This window comes from Segatella baroniae DSM 16972 = JCM 13447, from assembly GCF_000426585.1.
GTDB lineage: Bacteria > Bacteroidota > Bacteroidia > Bacteroidales > Bacteroidaceae > Prevotella > Prevotella baroniae.
The window spans coordinates 46350-69983 of record NZ_AUFQ01000017.1 but is presented as its reverse complement, the minus strand read 5'-3'; the positions used below and the strand labels follow the sequence as shown (position 1 = coordinate 69983).

The following is a 23634-nucleotide window of genomic DNA, read 5'->3' as shown; positions in this document are numbered from 1 at the left end:
ATGAAGGCGCAGTCTTTGATGGTGGTATTGCCCGATAAAATATGGCCTATCAAACCACCCGAGTACTGATCGCCCGTCTTTCCAAGATGTATGGCGGCTTCCACGATACAATTCCGGAGGGTCGTGCTTTCAGAGAATCCCACCAAGCCGGCCGTGTGGTAATTGTCCGCGCTGGCCGGAGCGGTCACGGTGCCTGCGATGGTGAGGTTCTTGATGGTGGCGCCGTTCGTGCGGTGGAAAGGGGCTGTGCCCTGCCCGGAACCCACGACATGGACGGTGAGCGTATAGCCGGCGCCGTCGAAGGTACCGGCATACTTATGATTGTTAGTACCCACCATCATAGAGTTATTACCGAGGTTGACCTCGGCTTCGAGACGGGCGTTGAGCCCGGTCATGCCCTTGTCGTTGACGAGTTTGCAGAACGCTTTCCAGTCGTTGGCGTCCTTGATGAGTATCGTGCCGTATTGGTCACGGCGCGCCACAATGAAGGTGTGCGAGAAGGTGCTTGCCTCGTAGTAATTGTTCTGTTCCTGCTTGAGGGTGATGGTGGCCTCGCCCGCCGTGCCGCCGAGCAGGAGTTTGCCGTTATCATAGCGGAGCACTGAGGAGTTGCTGCTGGTGACGCTGAATCCTGGATTGTTCCATTTGAAACCTTGGCCGCTCTGGGTCTTCTTGTCGATAAGTGCGTGCAAGTCGTATGTATCGAAGAGCACGCCGGGCAGGTCTTTGGCGGTGAAGTTCACCCGGTCGCGTATCACGTTGACTATGGTCTTGCACTGCACTTTGCCACACTCCCAATAGGCACTGAAAGTTGCGGTGAGGGAGGCCTTTCCAAGATGCTTGGGCCTTAAATATCCGATTCCTGAGATATCCACAATATTAGGGTTGCTCAGCTCCCATTCGATATGGCCGACGTGACCTTCGCGCTTGAGGTTGGGGTTAAAAAAACTCTCCAACGTGGAGTATATGTCATATTGTTCCTTCTCATACCTCACGTTGGGTATCTTGACATAACCCACAATGATGTCGCGCACCTTGAACTGGCCCCAATCTTTCTTGTCGTGGCTCCAGATATCGACACTTTTCGCTTTGGCATCATAATTATAGACAACTATGTTGTTGTCGTCGTCGTTGAGATTGTCATGATTGCCTCCGACTATTTTCGCCTTCGAGATGGCATTCCTCTCGAAGTAATAGGCATAGCCGTCTGTAACATACTTGATGCGGTTGCTGCCATAGGGGTGGCTATAGCTCTCTCCACCCTCCGTATCGCGCAGGATGATCCAGCGGATGGCATAGCCGTCGTCAGCCTTTACGGTGATGCGGGAACCCTTTGCCAACTCGTAGATGGCACTGTTGCCCGTTCCGCTGGTGGTCTTGCAATCGCTGAACTCAAGCTCCACCTTCCCGTTCTCCAATCGGAGAGTTTCTACCCGCTTGTTCTTGCCTATCCACTCCACGGCCTGGCGTGAGCGGAAAATCTCATAATCAGCACAATTGTAATTTCTCTCGTAATCTTCCGCCCACGCCGGCGCGGCCAGCACCAGGACGAAGAGAAAGAGGCATAGCCTCTGAATGATGTTTTTTGTTTTCATGTAAGTATCTAAAAAAAGATGATTGCCACAAAAGCATGGTACAAACATAAGACAAAACAAGAAAAACACAAAGAAAAAAGCTACGCAAAATTGCGCAAAAAAAAGGAATTTGCCCAAAAAAGCTACGCAAAACTACGCAAAATCAATCCCGCGAGGCTGTCAAAAGAATAAAATAACCGGCATAACGGTATGATTTTCTCGAAGAATACGTATTTCTCTACGGCTGACGGGCTGTGCGTCAGTCTTCAAAAGCCGTCCGAAAGCAAAAGAGAAGCAGTCCTTTGGTACGCCAAACGGGCTGCTTTCATCTTCCAACAGCCATCCTTTTACAATGCGAAAGGGCAGCTCTTGTTTTTTCATTAAATATCAGTTGTCAGGATGTAAGGATGCGGGAATGTGGTGATGAATGACAAGTGCCGGCACCTGCCACCAAACCGATGGGAAAAAAGCCGCGCAGGCCAAAGCAGACATGGCACGACCGCAAAGCATAAAAAAAAGATTGCGCCAACATTGTGACACAATCTTCTTATGATAGGGCGTTCAATGATCAACGTATTGTCATCATTCTTCCTCGGCTTGGGCTTCCTGTCCCGAGAAGTCGAGCACATTCTTGCGGTTCGCCTGCATGCGGTCGTACTCCTCACGCGAGCCGACGACGAGCTTCTCCCACTGGCGGAGGCCCGTACCCGACGGTATGCGGTGGCCACAAATCACGTTCTCCTTCATTCCTTCGAGGTAGTCCACCTTGCCGCGGATGGCCGCTTCGTTGAGAACCTTGGTGGTCTCCTGGAACGAGGCGGCGCTCATGAAGCTCTTCGTGGCCAGGGCCGCACGGGTGATACCTTGCAGAATCTGGGTGGAAGTGGCCGGCACGGCGTCGCGCACCTGCACCGGATTGAGGTCGCGGCGCTTGAGCGACGAGTTTTCGTCGCGCAGCTTGCGGGCCGTAACAATCTGCCCCTTCTTGAGCACCTGTGAGTCGCCGGCGTCGATGACCACCTTCTTGCCCCAGATGCGGTCGTTCTCATCGGCAAAGTCGAGCTTGTCGACCAGTTCCTGTTCAAGGAATGTGGTGTCGCCCGGGTCGTCGATGCGAACCTTGCGCATCATCTGGCGCACGATAATCTCGAAGTGCTTGTCGTTGATCTTCACACCCTGGAGGCGGTAGACGTCCTGCACCTCGTTCACGATATACTCCTGGACGGCCGTGGGGCCCTTGATGGCCAGGATGTCGCCGGGCGTGGTGACGCCATCGGAAAGCGGCGTGCCGGCACGAACGGCGTCGTGCTCCTGAACAAGAATCTGCTTGGACAGCGACACGAGGTATTTCTTCTGGTCGCCGGTCTTCGACGTAACGACGATTTCGCGGTTGCCGCGCTTAAGCTTGCCGAGCGTCACCTCGCCGTCGATTTCGGAAACGACGGCCGGGTTGGACGGGTTGCGGGCCTCGAAGAGTTCGGTGACACGAGGCAGACCACCGGTGATGTCGCCGGCGCCACCTACAGCACGCGGAATCTTGATGAGCGTCTCACCGGTGCTGATGGTCTGGCCGTCCTCTACAGAAAGGTGGCCGCCCACCGGCAGGTTGTAAGTACCGACAATCTCGCCTCCGGCGCTGATGATGTCAACAGTGGGCACCTTGGTACGGTCCTTGGAGTCGGTGATGATCTTCTCGGTCATGCCGGTCGTCTCGTCGGTCTCGGCGTGGTAAGTCACCCCTTCAACAACGTCATGGAACTTCAAAGTACCTGCGTATTCGGAAACGATGACGGCATTGAACGGGTCCCACCGGGCGATGAGGTCGCCCTTCTTGACGATATCGCCGTTCTTGTTGTAGAGCGAGGCACCGTAAGGCACGTTGAGCGTACTGAGCACAATGTTGGTGTGGGTGTCGACGAAGCGGACTTCGGCCAGGCGGCTGACAACCATCTGGCACTGGATGTCGCCATCATCGGCATCCTCAACGAACGGAACCGTGCGGAGCTCGTCGAATTCGAGGCGGCTGTCGTTCCTGGCAACGATGCTGGCGTTGGCAGCGGCGTTGCCAGCCACACCACCGGCGTGGAACGTACGGAGCGTAAGCTGTGTACCCGGCTCACCGATGGCCTGGGCCGCGATGACGCCGACAGCTTCGCCGAGCTGCACCATGCGTGCCGTGGCCAAGTTGCGGCCGTAGCACTTCATGCAGACGCCCTTCTTGCTCTCGCAAGTGAGCACGGAACGGATCTCGACCATCTCGATGGGCGACTCGTCGATGGCCTGTGCCTTCTCTTCGGTGATTTCCTCACCGGCTTGCACCAGCACTTCGCCTGTCGACGGGTGAATGACGTCGTGAACCGACACGCGGCCGAGGATGCGCTCGTAGAGCGTGGAGATGATTTCATCGCCGTTCTTCAGCGCGCGGCACTCAAGGCCACGCAGCGTGCCGCAGTCCTCCTCGCAGATGATGACGTCGTGGCTGACATCGACCAGACGACGGGTCAGGTAACCGGCGTCGGCCGTCTTCATGGCGGTGTCGGCCAAACCCTTGCGGGCGCCATGGGAAGAGATGAAGTACTCAAGCACCGACATGCCTTCCTTGAAGTTGGAAAGGATGGGGTTCTCGATGATCTGCGCGCCTTCGGCACCGGCCTTCTGGGGCTTGGCCATCAAACCGCGCATACCGGAAAGCTGCTTGATCTGGTCCTTGGAACCACGGGCTCCGGAGTCGAGCATCATGTAGACGGCGTTGAAGCCCTGGTCGGCTTCGGTCATCTCCTTCATCAGGACATCACCCAACTCGTTGTTGACGTGGGTCCAGGCGTCGATGACCTGGTTGTAACGCTCCTTGTCGGTGATGAAACCCATGTTGTAGTTGTTGGTGATTTCCTCCACCTCACGCTGTCCCTTGCCCACGATGTCGGATTTCTCGGCCGGGATGATGATGTCGTCGAGGTTGAAAGAGAGACCGGCGACGTAGGACATTCGGTAACCGAGGTTCTTGATTCCGTCGAGGAACTCACAGGCACGGGCCATACCCACCGCCTTGATGACGTCGGCGATGAGACCACGGAGACTCTTCTTGGAAATAATGCCGTTGAAGAAGCCCACCTCTTCGGGAATGATCTGGTTGACGATGACACGACCGACGGAGGTGTCGACCATGCGGCGCGTGAGCTTGCCGTCGACAAGGTCGTTGACAACGACCTTGACCAAGGCGTGGAGGTCGCAACGGCCCTCATTGTGGGCGATGAGCGCCTCCTCGGGACCGTAGAACTTGAGGTTTTCGCCCTTGGCACCCGGGCGAATCTTGGTGATATAGTAGAGACCAAGCACCATGTCCTGTGAGGGAACGGTGATGGGTGCGCCATTGGCGGGGTTGAGAATGTTGTGGCTCTGGAGCATCAATATCTGCGCTTCGAGAATGGCCTCGTTGCTCAAGGGAAGGTGGACGGCCATCTGGTCGCCGTCGAAGTCGGCGTTGAACGCGGTACAAGCCAGGGGGTGGAGCTGGATGGCCTTGCCCTCGATGAGCTTGGGCTGGAACGCCTGGATACCCAGACGGTGAAGCGTCGGCGCACGGTTGAGCATGACGGGATGTCCCTTCATGACATTCTCCAGAATGTCCCAGATGACGGGCTCGCGGCGATCGACGATTTTCTTGGCGCTCTTCACGGTCTTCACGATACCGCGCTCGATGAGCTTGCGGATGATGAACGGCTTGTAGAGTTCGGCCGCCATCAACTTGGGCAGACCACACTCGCCCATCTTCAACTCGGGACCGACAACGATGACGGAGCGTGCGGAATAGTCGACACGCTTACCGAGAAGGTTCTGGCGGAAGCGGCCCTGCTTGCCTTTGAGCGAGTCGGAAAGAGACTTCAAAGGACGGTTGCTCTCGCTCTTGACGGCAGAAGCCTTGCGGGAGTTGTCGAACAAGGAGTCGACGGCTTCCTGAAGCATGCGCTTCTCATTACGGAGAATCACCTCGGGAGCCTTGATTTCCATCAAACGCTTCAAGCGGTTGTTGCGGATGATGACACGACGGTAGAGGTCGTTGAGGTCGGACGTGGCGAAACGACCGCCATCCAACGGCACCAACGGACGAAGCTCGGGCGGGATGACAGGGATGATCTTCATGATCATCCACTCAGGACGGTTGACGCCCTTGGACGCACGGAAAGACTCGACTACCTGCAAGCGCTTCAAGGCCTCGGTCTTGCGTTGCTGGCTGGAGTCGTTGTTGGCCCGGTCGCGAAGCTCGTAGGAGAGGGTGTCGAGGTCGAGGTCGGCCAACAGGTCGTAGACAGCTTCGGCGCCCATCTTGGCAACGAACTTGTTGGGGTCGCTGTCATCGAGCAGGTCGTTGTTGGGGGCCACCTGATTGTCGAGAATGTCGATATACTCCTCTTCAGAGAGCAGGTCCATCGTGTGTGAACCGTTGACCTCCATGCCCTCGGTGTCTTTGCGGCCTTCCATCACACCCGGCTTGATGACCACGTACTTTTCATAATACACGATGGCGTCGAGCTTCTTGGTAGGCATTCCGAGCAGGTAGCCAATCTTGTTGGGTAACGAGCGGAAGTACCAGATGTGGGCGACGGGAACAACCAGTTCGATGTGTCCCGAACGCTCGCGACGCACCTTCTTTTCGGTCACCTCCACGCCACAGCGGTCGCAGACGATGCCCTTGTAGCGGATACGCTTGTACTTGCCGCAGGCGCACTCGTAGTCGCGGGTGGGACCGAAGATACGTTCGCAGAACAGACCGTCACGCTCGGGTTTGTAGGTACGATAATTGATCGTCTCGGGCTTGGTGACCTCGCCAAACGAATTTTCCAGTATCTCTTCGGGAGAAGCAAGACCGATGGTTATCTTCGTAAAATTATTCTTTACCTTTGTATCTTTTTTAAAAGCCATGTTTCTTACACTTTAATCGAGTTTAATACTTAGACCGAGACCACGAAGCTCATGCAACAACACGTTGAGAGACTCCGGAATGCCCGGCGTTGGCATGGGGTCGCCCTTGACAATCGCTTCATAAGCCTTGCTGCGGCCCACGGTATCGTCGGACTTGATGGTCAGGATTTCCTGAAGCACGTGGCTTGCGCCGAAGGCCTCGATGGCCCAGACTTCCATTTCTCCGAAACGCTGTCCACCGAATTGCGCCTTGCCACCAAGCGGCTGTTGCGTGATGAGCGAGTACGGACCGATGGAACGGGCGTGCATCTTGTCTTCCACCATGTGGCCGAGCTTGAGGAAGTAGGTGACGCCCACGGTGGCAGGCTGGTCGAACTTCTCACCCGTTTCGCCATCATAGATATAAGTGGAGCAGAGACGGGGCAGACCTGCCTTGTCGGTCCACTCCGAAAGGTCGTCAAGTTTGGCACCGTCGAAGATGGGAGTGGCAAACTTGCATCCCAGCCTGCGGCCCGCAGCACCCAAGATGGCCTCGAAAATCTGGCCAAGGTTCATACGGGAAGGCACACCCATCGGGTTCAATACCAAGTCGACAGGGCGTCCGTCTTCCAGGAACGGCATGTCCTCCATGCGCACAACCTTGGAAACGATACCCTTGTTGCCATGGCGACCGGCCAGCTTGTCGCCGACCTGAATCTTACGCTTCTTGGCAACGTAGACCTTGGCCATCTGAATGATACCGGAAGGTAGCTCGTCGCCGATGGAGATGGCGAACTTGCGACGCTTCATTTCGGCGTCGAGCTGCTTATTCTTGCGGATGTAATTCATGATGAGCTGCTGGATGAGGCCATTGGTGTGGACGTCTTCCGTCCAATCGTTACTCTGAATGCCATCGTATTCGAGGTTCTTCAGAGTGGCGGCAGTGAACTTGCTGCCCTTCGTAACGATTTCGGCACCGGTATAATCCTTCACACCCTGGCAGGTCTTTTCTTCGGTCAGCTCAAGGAGCTTGTCAACCAGAATATCCTTCAAGTCTTCGTTCTTGGCCTCATATTCTTCATCGATCTTGGCGAGGATGACCTTGTCTTGCTTCTTGGAGTCACGATTCTTCACGGCACGGGAGAACAGCTTCTTGTCGATGACCACACCGCTCAACGAGGGGTTGGCCTTCAAAGACGAATCCTTTACATCGCCGGCCTTGTCGCCGAAGATGGCGCGCAGCAACTTCTCTTCCGGCGAAGGATCGCTTTCGCCCTTAGGAGAAATCTTGCCGATAAGGATGTCGCCCGGTTCCACGCGGGCACCGACACGGATGATACCATTGTCGTCCAAATCCTTGGTGGCCTCTTCGCTGACATTGGGAATGTCAGATGTGAATTCTTCCACGCCGCGCTTGGTCTCGCGGACATCGAGAGAATATTCATCAACGTGGACAGACGTCAGCACGTCGTCACGCACCATGCGCTCCGAGATGACAACGGCGTCCTCATAGTTGTAACCCTTCCAAGGAATGTAAGCGACAAGGAGGTTGCGGCCCAAGGCGAGTTCGCCGTTCTCCGTGGCATAGCCTTCCGTGAGGATGTCGCCAGCCTTCACACGCTGGCCCTTGGTGCAGATGGGACGGAGGTCGATGGTCATGTTCTGGTTGGTGCGGCGGAACTTGGGAATGCGATATTCCTTGAGTGCCGGCTCGAAGCTGACAAACTCTTCCTCTTCCGTCCGGTCGTAGAGGATGCGGATGGTGGTGGCGTCAACATATTCTATCACGCCATCGCCTTCTGCCGTCACCATGGTGCGGGAATCCTCACACACCTGTTTCTCCAAACCTGTGCCGACAATCGGCGCATCGTTGTGAAGCAATGGAACGGCCTGACGCATCATGTTACAGCCCATCAGCGCACGGTGACCGTCATCATGCTCCAAGAAAGGAATCAGCGCGGCGGAAACAGAAGCAATCTGCTGGGGAGACACGTCCACCAATTCCACCTGGTCGGGAGGCACCACAGGGTAGTCGGCGTCCTGACGGCACTTGACGGTGTCGCGGATGAATGAGCCATCGACCTGCAATGGGGCATTGCCCTGACCGATGATCTTGTCTTCCTCCTCCTCGGCTGTCAGATAAACGACATCCTTGTTGTCCATGTCCACCTTGGAATCGTCGACATTGCGGTAAGGAGTGACGATGAAACCAAGGTCATTGATCTTGGCATACACGCAGAGAGAAGAGATCAGACCGATGTTGGGACCTTCCGGACTCTCGATGGGGCACAGACGTCCATAATGGGTATAGTGGACGTCGCGCACCTCAAAGCCGGCACGTTCGCGAGAAAGACCGCCGGGGCCCAGCGCGGAAAGACGACGCTTGTGTGTCACCTCGGCAAGCGGATTGGTCTGGTCCATGAACTGGCTCAGCGGATTGGTGCCGAAGAATGAATTGATGACACTTGAAATGGTCTTGGCATTGATCAAGTCCGTCGGCGTGAACACTTCGTTGTCGCGGACGTTCATACGCTCGCGGATGGTACGGCTCATACGGGCAAGACCGACAGCAAACTGGTTGGCCAACTGCTCGCCCACCGTGCGAACGCGACGATTGCTCAAGTGGTCAATGTCGTCGACGGTGGCGTTGGAATTGACCAACTGAATCAAATATTTGATAATCTCGATGATGTCGTCCTTAGTCAGAACGCGAACATCCATATCGGTATCGAGACCTAATTTCTTATTAATGCGGTAGCGGCCCACTTCTCCCAAGTCGTAACGCTTGTCGGAGAAGAAAAGGTTCTGGAAGACTTCACGTGCACTGGCGTCATCGGCCGGGTCAGCGTTGCGCAACTGACGATAGATGTAGTTGACAGCCTCTTTCTCAGAGTTGCTGGGATCCTTTGCCAACGTGTTGAAAATAATCGTGAACTTATTAGCTGCTTCGGCGTCCTTGTGGAGTAAGATGGTGGAGGTTCCGCTTTCGAGAATTTCGCTAACGTTATCCTCGGTCAATTCGGTCTCACGCTCCATGATCACCTCGTTGCGCTCGATGGACACCACTTCGCCCGTATCTTCGTCAACAAAGTCCTCGTTCCAACTCTTCAGCACACGTGCGGCAAGCTTGCGGCCTACGGAGGCCTTCATGTTCTTCTTGTTCACCTTCACCTCTTCGGCAAGGTCGAATATCTGAAGAATATCCTTGTCCTGCTCGAATCCCATCGCCCGCAGCAAGGTCGTCACAGGCAACTTCTTCTTGCGGTCGATGTAGGCATACATCACGTTGTTGATATCTGTAGCAAACTCAATCCATGAGCCTTTGAAAGGAATGATACGCGCGCTGTAAAGCACGGTGCCGTTGGCATGCACGCCCTGGCCGAAGAACACGCCGGGCGAACGATGCAACTGAGATACGACTACACGCTCTGCGCCATTGATGACAAACGTTCCGTTCTTGGTCATGTAGGGGATTGTGCCCAAGAAGACGTCTTGAATAAAAGTGCCGAAATCCTCATGGTCCGGATCGGTGCAGTACAGTTTCATCTTGGCCTTGAGAGGTACGCTATAGGTCAGTCCGCGCTCCAGACACTCATCAATGGTGTAACGGGGCGGATCGATATAGTAATCCAAGAACTCAAGAACGAAATTGTTACGTGTGTCGGTGATAGGGAAGTTCTCTGCAAAAACCTTATACAAACCGTCATTCTTGCGTTCTTCAGGTGGTGTATCCAACTGTAGGAAGTCTTTAAACGACTTCAACTGCACATCGAGAAAATCCGGATAGGGAAGCGGATTATGCACGCTGGCGAAATTTACTCTGTTATCAACAATGTTTGTAGCCATAAATTATTTTTTAATTGGCCGCCGTCTCATGTCAGTGGCTAATTATGATAAAAGACACAAAAAGGTTAGGACCCACCTACTTAGTAGATCCTAACCATATTCGAAAAACTGAAAGGTTCAATTACTTGAGCTCAACCTTGGCACCGGCATCTTCGATGGCCTTCTTCAGGTTTTCAGCCTCTTCCTTGGAGAGACCTTCCTTAACGGTAGCGGGAGCACCGTCTACGAGGTCCTTGGCTTCCTTCAAGCCGAGACCACAAGCTTCCTTAACGGCCTTAACAACCTGGAGCTTCGTAGCACCAACCTCAGTGAGGACTACATCGAAAGATGTCTTTTCCTCAACCTCGGCTGCACCTGCGGCAGCAGGACCAGCAGCCACAGCAACAGCTGCAGCAGCAGGCTCAATACCATACTCGTCCTTCAGGACTGTTGCCAACTCATTAACTTCCTTAACAGTAAGATTTACTAATTCTTCTGCAATAGCTTTTACGTCTGCCATTTTATTCTAAAATTTAATTTATTCTTAAATAAAGTTTAATCGACTTTAAGTTTGTTATTATTCAGGACGCTCGCCTAAAGTCTTGAGCACACCATGGATGGTGCCTGCGCCTGACTGAAGAGCGGAAACAACGTTCTTGACCGGAGACTGGAGCAAAGCCACAACCTCTGCAATAACCTCGTTCTTGCTCTTGAGAGATGCCAGCTCTTCAAGTTTGTCAGCACCTACGTAGATGCTTTCCTCTGCATAAGCCGCCTTCAATGCGGGTATACCTTCCTTGGTATATTCCTTCAGCAACTTTGCAGGAACGTTCGCCGTGTTTGAGAACAAGACGGCAGTGTTCCCCTTGAGAGCGCCATAGATGGGTTCATAATCAATTTCAGAAGCCTCGAAAGCCTTGTGAAGAAGGTTGTTCTTGACAACGACCATCTTGATATCCTTCTGAAAGCACTTGCGACGCAGATTGGAAGTTGCCTCGGCATTCAATCCGGTAACGTCTACCAGATAGAAGTGGGCATACTCCGTAATCTTCTGTCCAAGCTCTACGATAATAGTATCTTTTACTTCTTTCTTCATTTTACAAAACTTTTAGAGTTATTCAACTGATTTAGGATCAATCTTGATACCCTTACTCATCGTGCTCGAAATAAAGATACTCTTGATGTATGTACCTTTTGCAGCAGCAGGCTTCAGCTTGATAACGGTAGAAATAAACTCCTTGGCGTTACCGAAAATCTGCTCGGCAGTCATATTGACCTTACCGATTGAGGTATGGATGATACCGGTCTTGTCAACCTTAAAGTCAATCTTACCTTGCTTCACTTCCTTTACTGCCTTAGCGACATCCATTGTTACAGTTCCGCTTTTGGGGTTCGGCATCAAACCGCGAGGACCGAGAACACGGCCCAAAGGTCCAATCTTACCCATGCAAGACGGCATGGTGATGATGACGTCAATGTCTGTCCAACCACCTTTGATCTTCTCGACATATTCATCAAGACCAACATAATCAGCACCTGCTTCCTTGGCAGCAGCTTCCTGGTCGGGAGTACAGAGCGCGAGAACCCGCACAACCTTACCAGTTCCGTTCGGCAGCGAGACAACACCGCGAACCATCTGGTTGGCCTTGCGAGGGTCTACGCCAAGACGCACGTCCATGTCGACCGAAGCCTCAAACTTGGTAGTGGTAATTTCCTTAACCAGCTCTGCAGCTTCTTTCAACGTGTATGCCTTCCCTGCTTCAACCTTATCAGCTACTGATTTTTGATTTTTTGTCAGTTTACTCATTTTCTTAATTGAAGTTTATTTTTTATTCACCAGGGAAGTCCCCTTTAACAGTAATACCCATGCTACGGGCCGTACCGGCTACAAGCTTCATAGCTGACTCTACTGTGAAACAGTTAAGATCCTTCAGCTTGTCCTCTGCGATAACCTTCACCTGATCCCAGGTTACGGAACCAACCTTCTTACGGTTGGGCTCGCCTGAACCACTCTTGACCTTGGCAGCCTCTTTCAGCTGAACAGCTGCAGGAGGTGTCTTGATTTCGAAGCTGAATGACTTGTCGGTATAGTAAGTGATAACAACAGGAAGAATCTTTCCTGCCTTATCCTGGGTGCGGGCATTGAACTCCTTGCAGAATCCCATGATGTTGATACCCTTAGAACCAAGTGCAGGTCCTACTGGAGGGGAAGGATTCGCAGCGCCACCTTTAATCTGTAATTTGATTAATCCAGCAACTTCTTTAGCCATTTCTTGTTAATAATTAAATGATTTATATAGCGGTTGAAGAATGGAAGCTACTTCAACCAGTTCGGATAAAACCGCCGTAACAAAATGATTCTATCCTTCTTTTTCCACTTGCATGAAACCGAGTTCCAACGGGGTCTTGCGGCCGAAAATCTTCACCATGACCTTCAGTTTGTGCTTCTCGGTGTTCACCTCCTCAATGACTCCACTGAAACCGCTGAAAGGCCCGTCCGTGACCTTCACGGTCTCATCGACCATGTAAGGAATATCCATTGTATCTTCGATTTCCGTTTCTTCCGCCGTACCCAACATGCGGTTGATATCCGACAGAGGAACGGGAGACGGATTGTCAAGTCCACCCAGAAAACCCAAGCAATTTGGCATGAAGCGCAACGTGTGAGCCACGTCACCTTTCAAGGTAGCCTCAACAAAAACATAGCCAGGAAGAGATACTTTCTCCTTGACTACGCGCTTGCCGTTTCTAAGAGAAGCATGCTTCTCAATCGGAATTAAAACCTGATAGACATTGGCAGCCAACAAGTCGTTATGCTTCATTTCCGCTTCAATATACTCTTTGAGTTTGGCTTCCTTTCCGCTAACGGCTTTTACTACATACCAATTTTTCTTTGTATCTGCCATCTCCTTGTTTAATTAGGGTAAATCATCCCCATAACAAATTTGAATACGCTATCCATGCAGAAGACAACAATCGCAATGACAAGGGAAGCAGATAATACAACCATTGCGCTGTGGGTCAGTTCGGCACGTGTAGGCCAAGTTGTTTTATGGGCAAGCTCGTCGTAACAAGCTTTCAAAGATTTTACAATCTTCTTTATGATCTTCTTCATATTATCTTATGATTGGCACGGGTTGGAGGGCTCGAACCCCCGACACCTGGTTTTGGAGACCAGTGCTCTACCAACTGAGCTAAACCCGTAAGAAAGTTGCCACCACCACAGGCAGTGGCAACCGATTCTATATCGTTATGCGATATTAGTCTTCGTAAACTTCAGTAATCTGACCAGAACCAACTGTGCGGCCACCTTCGCGGATAGCGAAACGCAGACCCTGGTTCAAGGCTACCGCGTAAATCAACTCAACAGTGATTTCAACGTTGTCACCAGGCATAACCATATCAACACCTTCCGGCAATGTGATTTCACCTGTGCAGTCCATTGTGCGGAGATAGAACTGTGGACGATACTTGTTTCCGAACGGAGTGTGACGACCACCTTCTTCCTTCTTCAATACATAGATGGAAGCCTTGAACTTCTTGAACGGCTTGATCTGTCCAGGATGGCAGAGCACCATACCACGCTTGATTTCGTTCTTGTCGATACCACGGAGCAACAAACCAACATTGTCGCCAGCCTGGCCTTCGTCCAAAATCTTACGGAACATCTCGACACCTGTTACAACAGACTTCTTGTCTTCACCGAGACCGAGCAATTCCACTTCGTCGCTAACGTGAATGACACCAGTTTCAATACGACCGGTAGCCACAGTACCACGACCCGTGATTGAGAACACGTCTTCAATAGGCATCAAGAACGGCTTGTCGGTAGCACGAGGAGGCTCTTGAATCCACTCGTCAACAGTATCCATGAGTTCCATTACGCGGTCAACCCACTTCTCAACACCATTCAAGGCACCGAGTGCAGAGCCACGAATAATAGGAGTATCCTCTTCAAACTCATACTGTTCGAGGATTTCACGAACTTCCATCTCAACGAGCTCAAGCATTTCCTCGTCTTCAACCATGTCACACTTATTGAGGAACACAACCAAACGAGGAACGTTCACCTGACGAGCCAAAAGCACGTGCTCACGTGTCTGAGGCATAGGACCGTCAGTAGCAGCTACAACCAAGATTGCACCATCCATCTGAGCAGCACCAGTAACCATGTTCTTCACATAGTCGGCGTGACCCGGGCAGTCTACGTGTGCGTAGTGACGCTTAGCAGTCTCATACTCGATGTGAGCAGAGTTAATGGTGATACCACGCTCTTTTTCCTCAGGAGCATTGTCAATCTGATCGAAAGACTTGATTTCTTCGTTACCGAAGCCCTTCTCATGAAGAACCTTAGAAATGGCAGCTGTCAAAGTTGTCTTACCGTGGTCTACGTGACCGATAGTACCAATGTTAACATGCGGCTTGGTACGCTGGAATGTCTCTTTAGCCATAGCTTAAAAATTTTATTTGTAATTTATATTGAATAATCTTTGTTTTTCTCCGCCTAGAATTTCATTTAGAACCGAAGCAAGAGCTGTAACTGAGAGTTGAACTCAGGACCTCTTCCTTACCAAGGAAGTGCTCTACCACTGAGCTATTACAGCAAAGAGAGCGGAAAACGGGGCTCAAACCCGCGACCCCCAGCTTGGAAGGCTAGTGCTCTATCAACTGAGCTATTTCCGCATTTACGTTTTCCATCTTCTCTATACATTATTATATATAGCAAGCAGAAAACCTTTAGTTCTACAGGAGTGGGTAGTGATGGATTCGAACCACCGAAGCTAGAAGCAGCAGATTTACAGTCTGCCCCATTTGGCCACTCTGGAAACTACCCTTGCCTTGTTTTCAACCAGAGACTCTTTACAAAATCTCCGTCGAGCCTCTTGTCGGATTCGAACCAACGACCCCGAGATTACAAATCACGTGCTCTGGCCAACTGAGCTAAAGAGGCATGCCTTTGCAGCCGCCCAGCGGCCTTAAACAGACGTGTTGTAAAACGGCTGCAAAGATACGACTTATTTTTTATATTCCAAAACTTTTGTCTTTTTTTTTACCGGCTACGCACTTTTTCCTTGAATTTGGTCAACTGCACTTTCAAGGAGTCTACCACCTGGTCTACACCCTCTTCAAATGTGTCGCACGTCTTCTCGGCAAAGAGCGCCTTGCCAGCCACATTCACCGTAACACTCACGTTCTTGTTCATGGCTGTCGCCGGCTTCACGACTTTCAATTGCACCTCTACTTTCTGTATATCTTCGTAAGTTTTCTCTAACTTGGCGATTTTCTTCCCAATGAACGCCTGTAACTTCTCGGTAGTGTCGAAATGAATCGACTTAATCATTACTTCCATAGTGACCTCCAATTTTAAAATAAGGTTACGCCCTCGGATGGGCTTCGGTATAAACTTGCTTCAACTGCTCGAAAGTTGTGTGCGTATAAATCTCCGTCGTAGAGAGACTTTCATGCCCGAGCAGCTTCTTCACACTTTCCAGGCCGGCACGATGATTCAACATCGCCGTGGCAAAAGAGTGTCTTAACACGTGGGGAGACCGCTTCTTCAACGTACACGCTCTCCACAAGCCTTTCCGAACTTCACTCCTGACCTGTGCCGCGGTCATGCGCCCCCCTTTCTCCGTCAGAAAAAGAGCCTGCTCATCGTCGGCAACCTTCTCCTCACGACAGCACAGATAGGTTTTCAACTGCCGGTCGAGCTCTTCACCGAAAGGAACTATACGCTGTTTGTTTCTCTTGCCCGTCACTTTCAACTGCTTGCAGGCGAAATCCAAAGAAGAGCAATCCAACCCTGTAAGCTCTGAAAGACGAATGCCGGTCTCGTAGAAGAGCATTATAATAGTACGCGCGCGTACATCTTTATAATTATTGCCCCATTTCGAAGAATCAAGAAGCTTGTCCATGTCGCCTTCCTTCACGAACTGCGGCAGGGGCTTCTCCTTTTTCGGGCCACGAATCAACCTTGCGGGATCCTTCGAAACCCATCCTCGCAAAAGGGCAAAGCGATAAAAGGAGCGTAATGCACTCAGGCGTCTATTCACCGAAGTCGCACTATTCCCCTTATCCATCATGCTCTCCATCCAGTCACGGATTACATCAGAGTCTACCGACTCCCAAGAGAGATGACCGTCCAATTTTCTGAAATAGGCTTCGAAAGCACTCAAGTCTTCCCCATAGCCCTTTACTGTCAGCACAGAGCGGTTGCGCTCATACTGCAAGTAGTTCAAAAAATCTGCTATCGTCATCATGCGTTGCTAAGACTTTCTTTTGGCAACGAATATACGGAAATAATTTTAAACTACCAAACTTTTAACGGGAATTTACGCAATTATTCCTCGTTCGTGCGCAACTGCTGTACGTAAACAGCGTGTTCCATCTTGAGTCTCTTCAAGACAGACGGCTTGTTGTACTGCTGACGAGCGCGAAGCTCCTTTACAACACCTGTCTTTTCGAATTTTCTCTTGAATTTCTTGAGAGCTCTCTCGATGTTTTCACCATCTTTTACGGGTACAATAATCATCTTTTGTTTTGAATTTAAAATTGTTATTTATTTACCTAAAGCCCACGCGGTCAAGCCCCTATCGGGCACAATACCACTATAAGCGGGCGCAAAGTTACATCTATTTTCGTTAACTTCCAAATTATTCCTTGCTTTATTGCACCACTCAGCCTACACTTAGTTCCATTTCTCACGAAAACATTCATCCAAACTCACATCAAACACATTTACTGCAATTTGCGAGGTCTGGCATAGTGGCTGTGCCCTAAGCAAAAATGTCAGTTCTTCATGAAGCGGGAGGTGTCCACTTCCTTGCGCTTTTTCTCTTGATAGCTGCCGAATCTATAGGTAAACGACACGCCCAGGTATTGATAACACGAGAATTTCATGCGCAGGCTCTGCCCTTTGAAGTCGATGCGGGGGTTGATGACGCCCGTTCGGAAGAGGTCGTCGCAGAAAAGACGCAGCGTGGCCTGCTTCTTCAAGAACAGCCAGCGAAGGGAAAGATCCACGCTGCCGGAACCCGGGAGGTCGTATGTGGCCTGGATGGCTTTCGACCGGATGTTGCCGTCGACAGCCAGCACGAGGTCTGGTCGAGTCGAGAGGGTGACGACATTTTTGAGTTGCGCCATGCCGTAAGCCATGCGGCGATTGAACGGAATGTCGTAGAAGGCGTCGGCCCGCTCGTGCTGCCACACGCCCGTGAGCGTCAGGCTCGAAGACAACCGTTGTCCAAGCGCGAACGGCAAGGTGGCTTGTACGCCGGCCTGGTCTTGGTAATTGAAGTTGAGGGTCTTGTAGCTCACAGCCAAGCGGTCGTGGCGTTGATACGGCGTCTGCACGAAATAGTCGTCATCGCGGCTCATCCAAGCCACAAACTGGTATTTGTTCTTGAGCAGATAGACCAACTGCAACTGATATTCGTTCGACGGCTTCAGGTCGGGATTGCCCGTCACCTCGTTGTAACCGCCATTGCTGTAGGTGATGAAGTTGGTCATTTCCCAATAGTCGGGATAGCTACGGTCGCTGCTGAGCGACAACATGAACACGTGTCCCGGCCCCGGCAGCCAGGTGAGGCTGAACGTTGGGAAAAGATTCCACCGGTGCCATGCGGGACTGTGCATGTATTCGGCAGCCAGCGAAGCCTCCAGCGTAAACTTCCGGCCGAAGCTCTTGCTAAGTCCGGCATACACGTTCACGTTTTCCTCGCGTTGTCGGGTGGCCGTGGAAGAGGGCCGATGGCCGGTCGTCGTGCTGACCGACAAGTAATCCTGACTGCTGTGGTTGACACTCGTCAGATAGAACATGCCGTAGTTTATGCCCCATCCCTCCGCCAGTTCGTGGGCTTGCGACAGCGAGAACCGCCACCGGTTCACCCGCTGCAGGTTGTCCACCGTGTAGCGCAACGCCCCCGTAGGAATCACCGACGACAGTTCCTGGCGCTGCGGCAGCTGGTAATAGGTCATCTCGACACTGGCTTTCAACCCGAACGGCACATGATAATCCATGCGCACATTGTGCAGCCAGGAATGTGAACGCAAGTCGGCCGCGCCGGCCACATCGCCCACGATCAGCTGTCGGGCGGCATGTTTGTCATACGCGCCATTGTAGACCAGGCTCAACTGATGGTCTTTGGCAATGTCGTAATCCATCCCCAACCGGAGCGTATGCCCATAACCATGCGAACGCCGCCGCCCTGTCGTCTCGACATCATGCACCGTTCCATCATCCAACGCATGACGAGAATCCTCGCCCGTCGTGCTGTAGGCATCGCCATGGCTGTGCTGATACAGGAAGTCCACGCCCAACTTGTCCCGCTGATACTGCACGACGGCCCGCTCGCCGAACGTCGCGTCGTGGTCCTGGTTCCATGCGAGATTGGCCTCTCCCTGCCACGGCATGCCGTCGGCAGTGCGATGTTTCAGGATGATGTTGATGACCGCGCCGCGCAACTGCATGCGGGCGGGCGCCACATACATCACCTCCACCCTCTCGATCCTGCTTGGGGGCAGACTCTTGAGCAGCGCATTCAGTTCGTCAACGGTCATCGTCGTCACCTTTCCATCCAGCACGACATGCGCCGGCCGACCCGCCAACCGCAGCTTTCCGTCCGTCTCCGTGACGCCCGGCAGCTCCTTCACGGCCTCATAGATGTTATCAAGCGCTTTCTTCTCGATGAGCCTCGGCAAGTCATAGGTGATGGTACTGCCCTTCACCCGTGCGATGGGTCGCTCGCCTTTGACGACCACATCCGGCAACCGATGTACGATACTGTCCATTCGCAGCGAATCCGCTTGCTGGGCAAAGCCCCCTTTCGGAGTCAGTAATGACAAGAGAATCAACAATATCTTCATAACACTTATACAACTTTATAGGGGTAAAGTTAAACAAAAAGCCTCTTTTCAACAACATTTCATATTGATTTATCACAAATTGATTCATGTTGATTTGTCATAAATCGACCGGTGGGTATCAAAAAAGCCTGTCGCAAGCTGCGTTGGAAGTGAAGCTGGAGGCTTCATCGTTCGATAGCCCCTGGTCATCTCTGCGAAGCGGAGTGACCAGGGGATAAAAGACCAAGCGGAAATCGACCCTGGAAGGGTCGCCCAAAAACAGCCGTGATGAACGTGGGCGACCCCTCCAGGGTCGACGGATGGATGGCGGGCACACCTCCCCCGGTCATCCTGCGGCATGACCGGGGGTTACGGAGAGGTGAAGCCGCCGGCTTCAGCACCCGCAGGAAAGGCTCGGGTGCCGGCACGCAAGCCTGTGCTCCCGTCATCAAGGGGCAGTCGGCGGCGACCATGACCAGCATATCGCCCTTGCAGCTCGTGCCTCCACATGCTTCAAAATCCAATTGGCAAATCCGACGGCTCACCTTTTATACCCGACAACAGCCACCACAAACTTAAAAAGACCAAGGCCTTCGGCCTAGAAGTCTCTGCTACAGACCAGGCAGGGTAGCTCGCTGCGCTCGCAACCCCGCCCTCTAAAAGGACCAACCGCCAGGCGGTTGTTGGCGCTGTGCCCACAACCGTCTTACATTGTGCGTCAAGGCCCATGAAGCCGGACATATAAATAAGATCAACCGCCAAGCGGTTGCAGGCTCAATGCACCATGGTCATTGTTCAACGACCAATTTGAAATAAGAATTTGCATTTTAAATCCTAACGGCGATTTGGGGTTATCACAAGACCACACGAACTGTAACAGAATATCCGTCGTGTTTTCATCCAACAAAAGCATAGCAACGAGTTTCTCAAAGCTATGCTTTTACCTTGCAAAAGGGCTGCTTTTACAAGCCAAAAGGGCTGCTTTTGGAAGCTAAAAGCAGGCTAATTGAAAACACGGGATGGCCTTCTGTCGCGCAACAGGCATTAACACACTGATTGTCAACCGACAACAACACGCCCTTACCTTCGCCCCAAACCGACAAAGCAATGGGGTTGGGCGAAAATAAGGGCGTCATTTCAAGGAAGAAGTCAAGCAAACGACAGCCTCCAGCACGTCGAACCACCATCGCCTGTCGACGTTCGGCTGGCCCAACGGCCTATGACAACGGCCGCGTGACTTCGCGCAATCAAGCCTGTTCGTCGTCATCGAGCAGCACCTGTCGACGTTCGGCTGGCCAACGGCCTATGCCAACGGCCGCGTGGCTTCGCGCAATCAAGCCTGTTCGTCGTCATCGATCATCGCCTGTCGACGTTCGGCTGGCCAACGGCCTATGCCAACGGCCGCGTGGCTTCGCGCAGCCAAGCTCGTTCGTCGGCATCGAGCAGCGGCGAGAGGTGTTCGTAGACGAGCAGATGGTAGTCGTTGAGCCACGCCCGCTCCTCTTCGGTCAGCAACTCGCGGGCAATGGGTGCCGTGTCGATGGGGCAAAGGGTGAGCGACTCCATCCCCAGGAAGCGGCCGAACTCGGTCTCCCGATAGGGCGTGATGAGCAAAGTGTTCTCGATGCGCACGCCAAAGCGGTCGGCCAAGTAAAGCCCCGGCTCGTCGGTCACGGTCATTCCGGCCCGCAACGGCGCAGGTTTGTACTCCATCCGAATCTGGTGCGGCCCCTCGTGCACGTTGAGATAGCTGCCCACGCCGTGACCTGTTCCGTGGAGATAGTTCATCCCCTCGCGCCACATCGCTTCACGAACCAGCGCATCGAGTTGCGTGCCGCTGACACCGTCGGGGAACTTGGCCAGCTCCAGTTGTATGTGACCTTTCAACACGAGCGTGTAGACGCGCTTCTGTTCCTCGGTCACGGGGCCCAACGCCACGGTGCGGGTGATGTCGGTCGTGCCGTCCCGGTATTGCGCTCCGCTGTCGATGAGCACGAGTCCGTGGGGCTCCAGCGCCACATCCGTCTGTGGCGTAGCTTCGTAGTGCACAATAGCGCCATGGGCTTCGTAGCCCGCTATCGTGTCAAAGGAGATGTCGCGGAAGAGCGGCTGCTCCCTGCGCAGGGCCAGGAGCTTGTCGGCGACGGTCATCTCGGTCACGCCTCCGGCCTCGACGGCGGGCTTCAGCCATTTCAAGAACTTCACCATCGCCACGCCGTCACGGGTCATGGCTCGGCGGAAACCCTCGATTTCGGCGGCATTCTTCACGGCTTTCATCGGCGGAACGGGCGACGGCTGCCGCACCACCTGCGCACGGTTGTCCTTCATGCAGCCCATCAGATAGCTGTTGGTTTCGTCTTCGTCCATCAGAATATTGTAGGCGAAGTAGTCGTGGCGCAGGTAGTCGGCCACGTCATCGTAGTCCCTTGCGGCCACGCCTTGCGCCCGGAGATAGTCCCGCACCTCGTCCGTCAGTTTGCCGGGGTGCACGAAGAGCGTCGCCTTCTCGGGCTCTATCACGAGATAGGCCACGAAGACGGGGTTGCAGTGCACGTCGGTTCCACGCAGGTTGAGCGTCCAGGCGATGTCGTCGAGGGCCGACACGAGCATGCCTTCGCAATGCCGCTCGCGCAACGCTTCCCTGACGCGCGCCAACTTGGCCGCGGCGGTTTCGCCGGCCAGCTCCATCGGCTGCACCTCGACGGGGTCTTGCGGGATGGCGGGCCTGTCGGTCCACAGCGTCCGCATCGGGTCGAGGTTCATGCGCAGGGTCAATCCGCCCTGTTTGCGCAGTGCTTGCGTGAGGGCGTCCACCTCAGCGGCGCTGTTCACCCATCCGTCCAGCCCCACTTCCTTGCTTTCGGAGTCGGCCAAGACGCGTCCCAGCCATTCGGCGACGGTGGGTGTGCCCGGCACTCTGAGGCGCATCAACTCGATTCCAGTGCCTTCCAACTGCTCTTCGGCTGCCAGAAAGTAGCGCGAGTCGGTCCATAGAGCAGCCTCGTTCATCGTCACTACCACCGTGCCGGCCGACCCGTTGAAGCCCGAAATCCACTCGCGGCTCTTCCAATGGTCGGCCACGTATTCGCTGTTGTGTGCGTCGGTACTTGGAAAAATAAACGCCGCCATCTTTTCACGGCTCATCAATGCACGCAGGGCTGCCAATCGTTTGCGTATTCGTTCTTGCATCTTCATTTTGTAATATAGACGTTACAAAGATATTCTTTTTTAATAATTAACAACAAATTAATGGCTGAATAAATGAAGACGATAGGCTTTTTTTACTATCTTTGCGGGTGAATCGAAACCTCAGGATTTCGTTTCAACGCGTTTGTAAATCCTTACATATTTATAAATTAAACAACAAGTTCACAGTTATGAATTATTTAACTAATGACAAACTGGTCATCGTCGGCGCAGGCGGCATGATCGGTTCCAACATGGTACAGAGCGCATTGATGCTCGGTCTCACTCCCAACATTTGTCTCTACGATATCTTTGAGCCGGGTGTGCATGGCGTTTACGACGAAATGGCACAGTGCGCGTTCCCAGGCGCCAAGCTCAGTTGGACCACCGACCCCGAGAAGGCTTTCACGGGAGCCAAGTATATCATCTCTTCCGGTGGCGCTCCCCGCAAGGAAGGCATGACCCGCGAAGACCTGCTGAAGGGCAACTGCAAGATCGCCGCCGAGTTCGGAGACAACATCAAGAAGTATTGCCCAGAGGTGGAGCACGTTGTCGTGATCTTCAACCCGGCTGATGTCACCGCACTCACCACCTTGATCCACTCCGGTTTGAAGCCCAACCAGCTGACTTCGTTGGCCGCGCTCGACTCCACCCGCCTGCAACAGGCTTTGGCCAAGGAGTTCGGCGTGCAGCAAGACAAGGTCACCGGCGCCCACACTTACGGCGGACACGGCGAGCAAATGGCTGTCTTCGCCTCTCAGGTGAAGGTTGACGGCAAGCCATTGGCCGAGATGGGACTCAGCGACGAACGCTGGGAGGAGATCAAACACCACACCGTTCAGGGTGGTTCCAACATCATCAAGCTCCGTGGTCGCAGCTCTTTCCAAAGCCCGGCATACAACGCCGTGAAGATGATCGAGGCCGCCATGGGTGGCGCAACGTTCACCTTGCCCGCCGGTTGCTACGTCTGCAACGACAAACTCGGCTTCAAGAACGTCATGATGGCCATGCCGACAACCATCGACAAGACGGGGGTCCACTTCACGGAGCCTACCGGCACCGAGGAGGAACTGGCCGGTTTGCAGAAGTCTTACGAGCACCTCTGCAAGATGCGCGACGAGATTGTGGCACTCGGAATCGTTCCCGCTGTCGACCAGTGGAAGGAAATGAATCCCAATCTCTAATCGGACAAATCAAACACAATGACAGACGAGAGGCTGGACCTGCACGGGTTCAGCCTCTTCTTTTTGCTCTTGTCGGTTGGGAATAAGCGGAAAACCGTTGGGAATAAACAAAATAAGCCGTA

Annotated in this window: 17 protein-coding genes, 5 tRNA genes and 1 pseudogene; 2 read left to right on the top strand and 21 right to left on the bottom strand. The window is 53.1% G+C overall.

Annotation, left to right across the window (positions count from 1 at the left end; all coding sequences use genetic code 11):
- The 20 genes and pseudogenes from K334_RS0110710 to K334_RS0110615 all read right to left on the bottom strand — a co-directional run.
- Window positions 1-1595, bottom strand: a pseudogene (locus K334_RS0110710) (peptidase M26); the annotation flags it as partial.
- A gap of 159 nt (window positions 1596-1754) precedes the next feature.
- Window positions 1755-1955: a hypothetical protein gene (locus K334_RS14880; protein WP_154655600.1), complete on the bottom strand. Its 201-nt coding sequence runs from the start codon at window positions 1953-1955 to the stop codon at window positions 1755-1757.
- A gap of 201 nt (window positions 1956-2156) precedes the next feature.
- Window positions 2157-6494: a DNA-directed RNA polymerase subunit beta' gene (gene rpoC / locus K334_RS0110700; RefSeq protein ID WP_027444938.1), complete on the bottom strand. Its 4338-nt coding sequence runs from the start codon at window positions 6492-6494 to the stop codon at window positions 2157-2159.
- Window positions 6495-6506: 12 nt separating this feature from the next.
- Window positions 6507-10319: a DNA-directed RNA polymerase subunit beta gene (rpoB, locus tag K334_RS0110695; RefSeq protein WP_025881369.1), complete on the bottom strand. Its 3813-nt coding sequence runs from the start codon at window positions 10317-10319 to the stop codon at window positions 6507-6509.
- Between the two features lie 121 nt (window positions 10320-10440).
- A complete protein-coding gene (gene rplL, locus K334_RS0110690) occupies window positions 10441-10818 on the bottom strand; it encodes a 50S ribosomal protein L7/L12 (protein ID WP_021588599.1) in 378 nt (125 codons plus the stop codon).
- A 57-nt stretch (window positions 10819-10875) separates the two neighbouring features.
- Window positions 10876-11394, bottom strand: a complete 519-nt coding sequence (rplJ, locus tag K334_RS0110685; protein WP_025881367.1) for a 50S ribosomal protein L10 — start codon at window positions 11392-11394, stop codon at window positions 10876-10878.
- An 18-nt stretch (window positions 11395-11412) separates the two neighbouring features.
- Window positions 11413-12105: a 50S ribosomal protein L1 gene (rplA, locus tag K334_RS0110680; RefSeq protein WP_021588588.1), complete on the bottom strand. Its 693-nt coding sequence runs from the start codon at window positions 12103-12105 to the stop codon at window positions 11413-11415.
- A 22-nt stretch (window positions 12106-12127) separates the two neighbouring features.
- Window positions 12128-12568 (bottom strand): 50S ribosomal protein L11, encoded by a 441-nt coding sequence (rplK, locus tag K334_RS0110675; RefSeq protein ID WP_025881363.1) that lies wholly within the window; start codon window positions 12566-12568, stop codon window positions 12128-12130.
- 90 nt (window positions 12569-12658) lie between these two features.
- The gene (gene nusG / locus K334_RS0110670) at window positions 12659-13204 is read right to left on the bottom strand and encodes a transcription termination/antitermination protein NusG (RefSeq protein WP_025881361.1); all 546 of its coding nucleotides are present in this window, start codon (window positions 13202-13204) and stop codon (window positions 12659-12661) included.
- A gap of 8 nt (window positions 13205-13212) precedes the next feature.
- Window positions 13213-13404 carry a preprotein translocase subunit SecE gene (gene secE / locus K334_RS0110665; RefSeq protein ID WP_025881359.1) on the bottom strand — a complete coding sequence of 64 codons (192 nt, stop codon included), beginning with the start codon at window positions 13402-13404 and terminating at the stop codon, window positions 13213-13215.
- A gap of 22 nt (window positions 13405-13426) precedes the next feature.
- Window positions 13427-13502, bottom strand: a tRNA-Trp gene (locus K334_RS0110660).
- A gap of 56 nt (window positions 13503-13558) precedes the next feature.
- Entirely contained in the window at window positions 13559-14749 is a 1191-nt protein-coding gene (gene tuf, locus K334_RS0110655; RefSeq protein ID WP_021588597.1) for an elongation factor Tu, read from the bottom strand.
- An 81-nt stretch (window positions 14750-14830) separates the two neighbouring features.
- Window positions 14831-14902 (bottom strand) — tRNA-Thr (locus K334_RS0110650).
- A gap of 6 nt (window positions 14903-14908) precedes the next feature.
- Window positions 14909-14981, bottom strand: a tRNA-Gly gene (locus K334_RS0110645).
- A gap of 69 nt (window positions 14982-15050) precedes the next feature.
- Window positions 15051-15132: transfer RNA gene (locus K334_RS0110640), tRNA-Tyr, on the bottom strand.
- 43 nt (window positions 15133-15175) lie between these two features.
- A tRNA-Thr gene (locus K334_RS0110635) sits at window positions 15176-15249 on the bottom strand.
- 99 nt (window positions 15250-15348) lie between these two features.
- Window positions 15349-15648: a ribosome hibernation-promoting factor, HPF/YfiA family gene (hpf, locus tag K334_RS0110630; protein WP_025881357.1), complete on the bottom strand. Its 300-nt coding sequence runs from the start codon at window positions 15646-15648 to the stop codon at window positions 15349-15351.
- Window positions 15649-15673: 25 nt separating this feature from the next.
- The gene (locus K334_RS0110625; protein ID WP_025881355.1) at window positions 15674-16555 is read right to left on the bottom strand and encodes a tyrosine recombinase XerC; all 882 of its coding nucleotides are present in this window, start codon (window positions 16553-16555) and stop codon (window positions 15674-15676) included.
- Between the two features lie 83 nt (window positions 16556-16638).
- Window positions 16639-16830 carry a 30S ribosomal protein S21 gene (rpsU, locus tag K334_RS0110620; RefSeq protein ID WP_021588595.1) on the bottom strand — a complete coding sequence of 64 codons (192 nt, stop codon included), beginning with the start codon at window positions 16828-16830 and terminating at the stop codon, window positions 16639-16641.
- Between the two features lie 257 nt (window positions 16831-17087).
- On the bottom strand, window positions 17088-19163 hold the full coding sequence (locus K334_RS0110615) for an outer membrane beta-barrel protein (RefSeq protein WP_025881351.1): 2076 nt from the start codon (window positions 19161-19163) through the stop codon (window positions 17088-17090).
- A 264-nt stretch (window positions 19164-19427) separates the two neighbouring features.
- On the opposite strand from K334_RS0110615, the gene K334_RS14875 reads away from it, so the two are divergent.
- Window positions 19428-19721, top strand: a complete 294-nt coding sequence (locus K334_RS14875) for a hypothetical protein (RefSeq protein WP_154655599.1) — start codon at window positions 19428-19430, stop codon at window positions 19719-19721.
- An 810-nt stretch (window positions 19722-20531) separates the two neighbouring features.
- Here the strand turns inward: K334_RS14875 and K334_RS0110600 are convergent.
- The gene (locus tag K334_RS0110600) at window positions 20532-22331 is read right to left on the bottom strand and encodes an aminopeptidase P family protein (RefSeq protein WP_025881348.1); all 1800 of its coding nucleotides are present in this window, start codon (window positions 22329-22331) and stop codon (window positions 20532-20534) included.
- A gap of 188 nt (window positions 22332-22519) precedes the next feature.
- Between K334_RS0110600 and K334_RS0110595 the strand changes: the two genes are divergently transcribed.
- Window positions 22520-23512, top strand: a complete 993-nt coding sequence (locus tag K334_RS0110595) for a malate dehydrogenase (RefSeq protein ID WP_027444936.1) — start codon at window positions 22520-22522, stop codon at window positions 23510-23512.
- Window positions 23513-23634 lie beyond the last annotated feature (122 nt).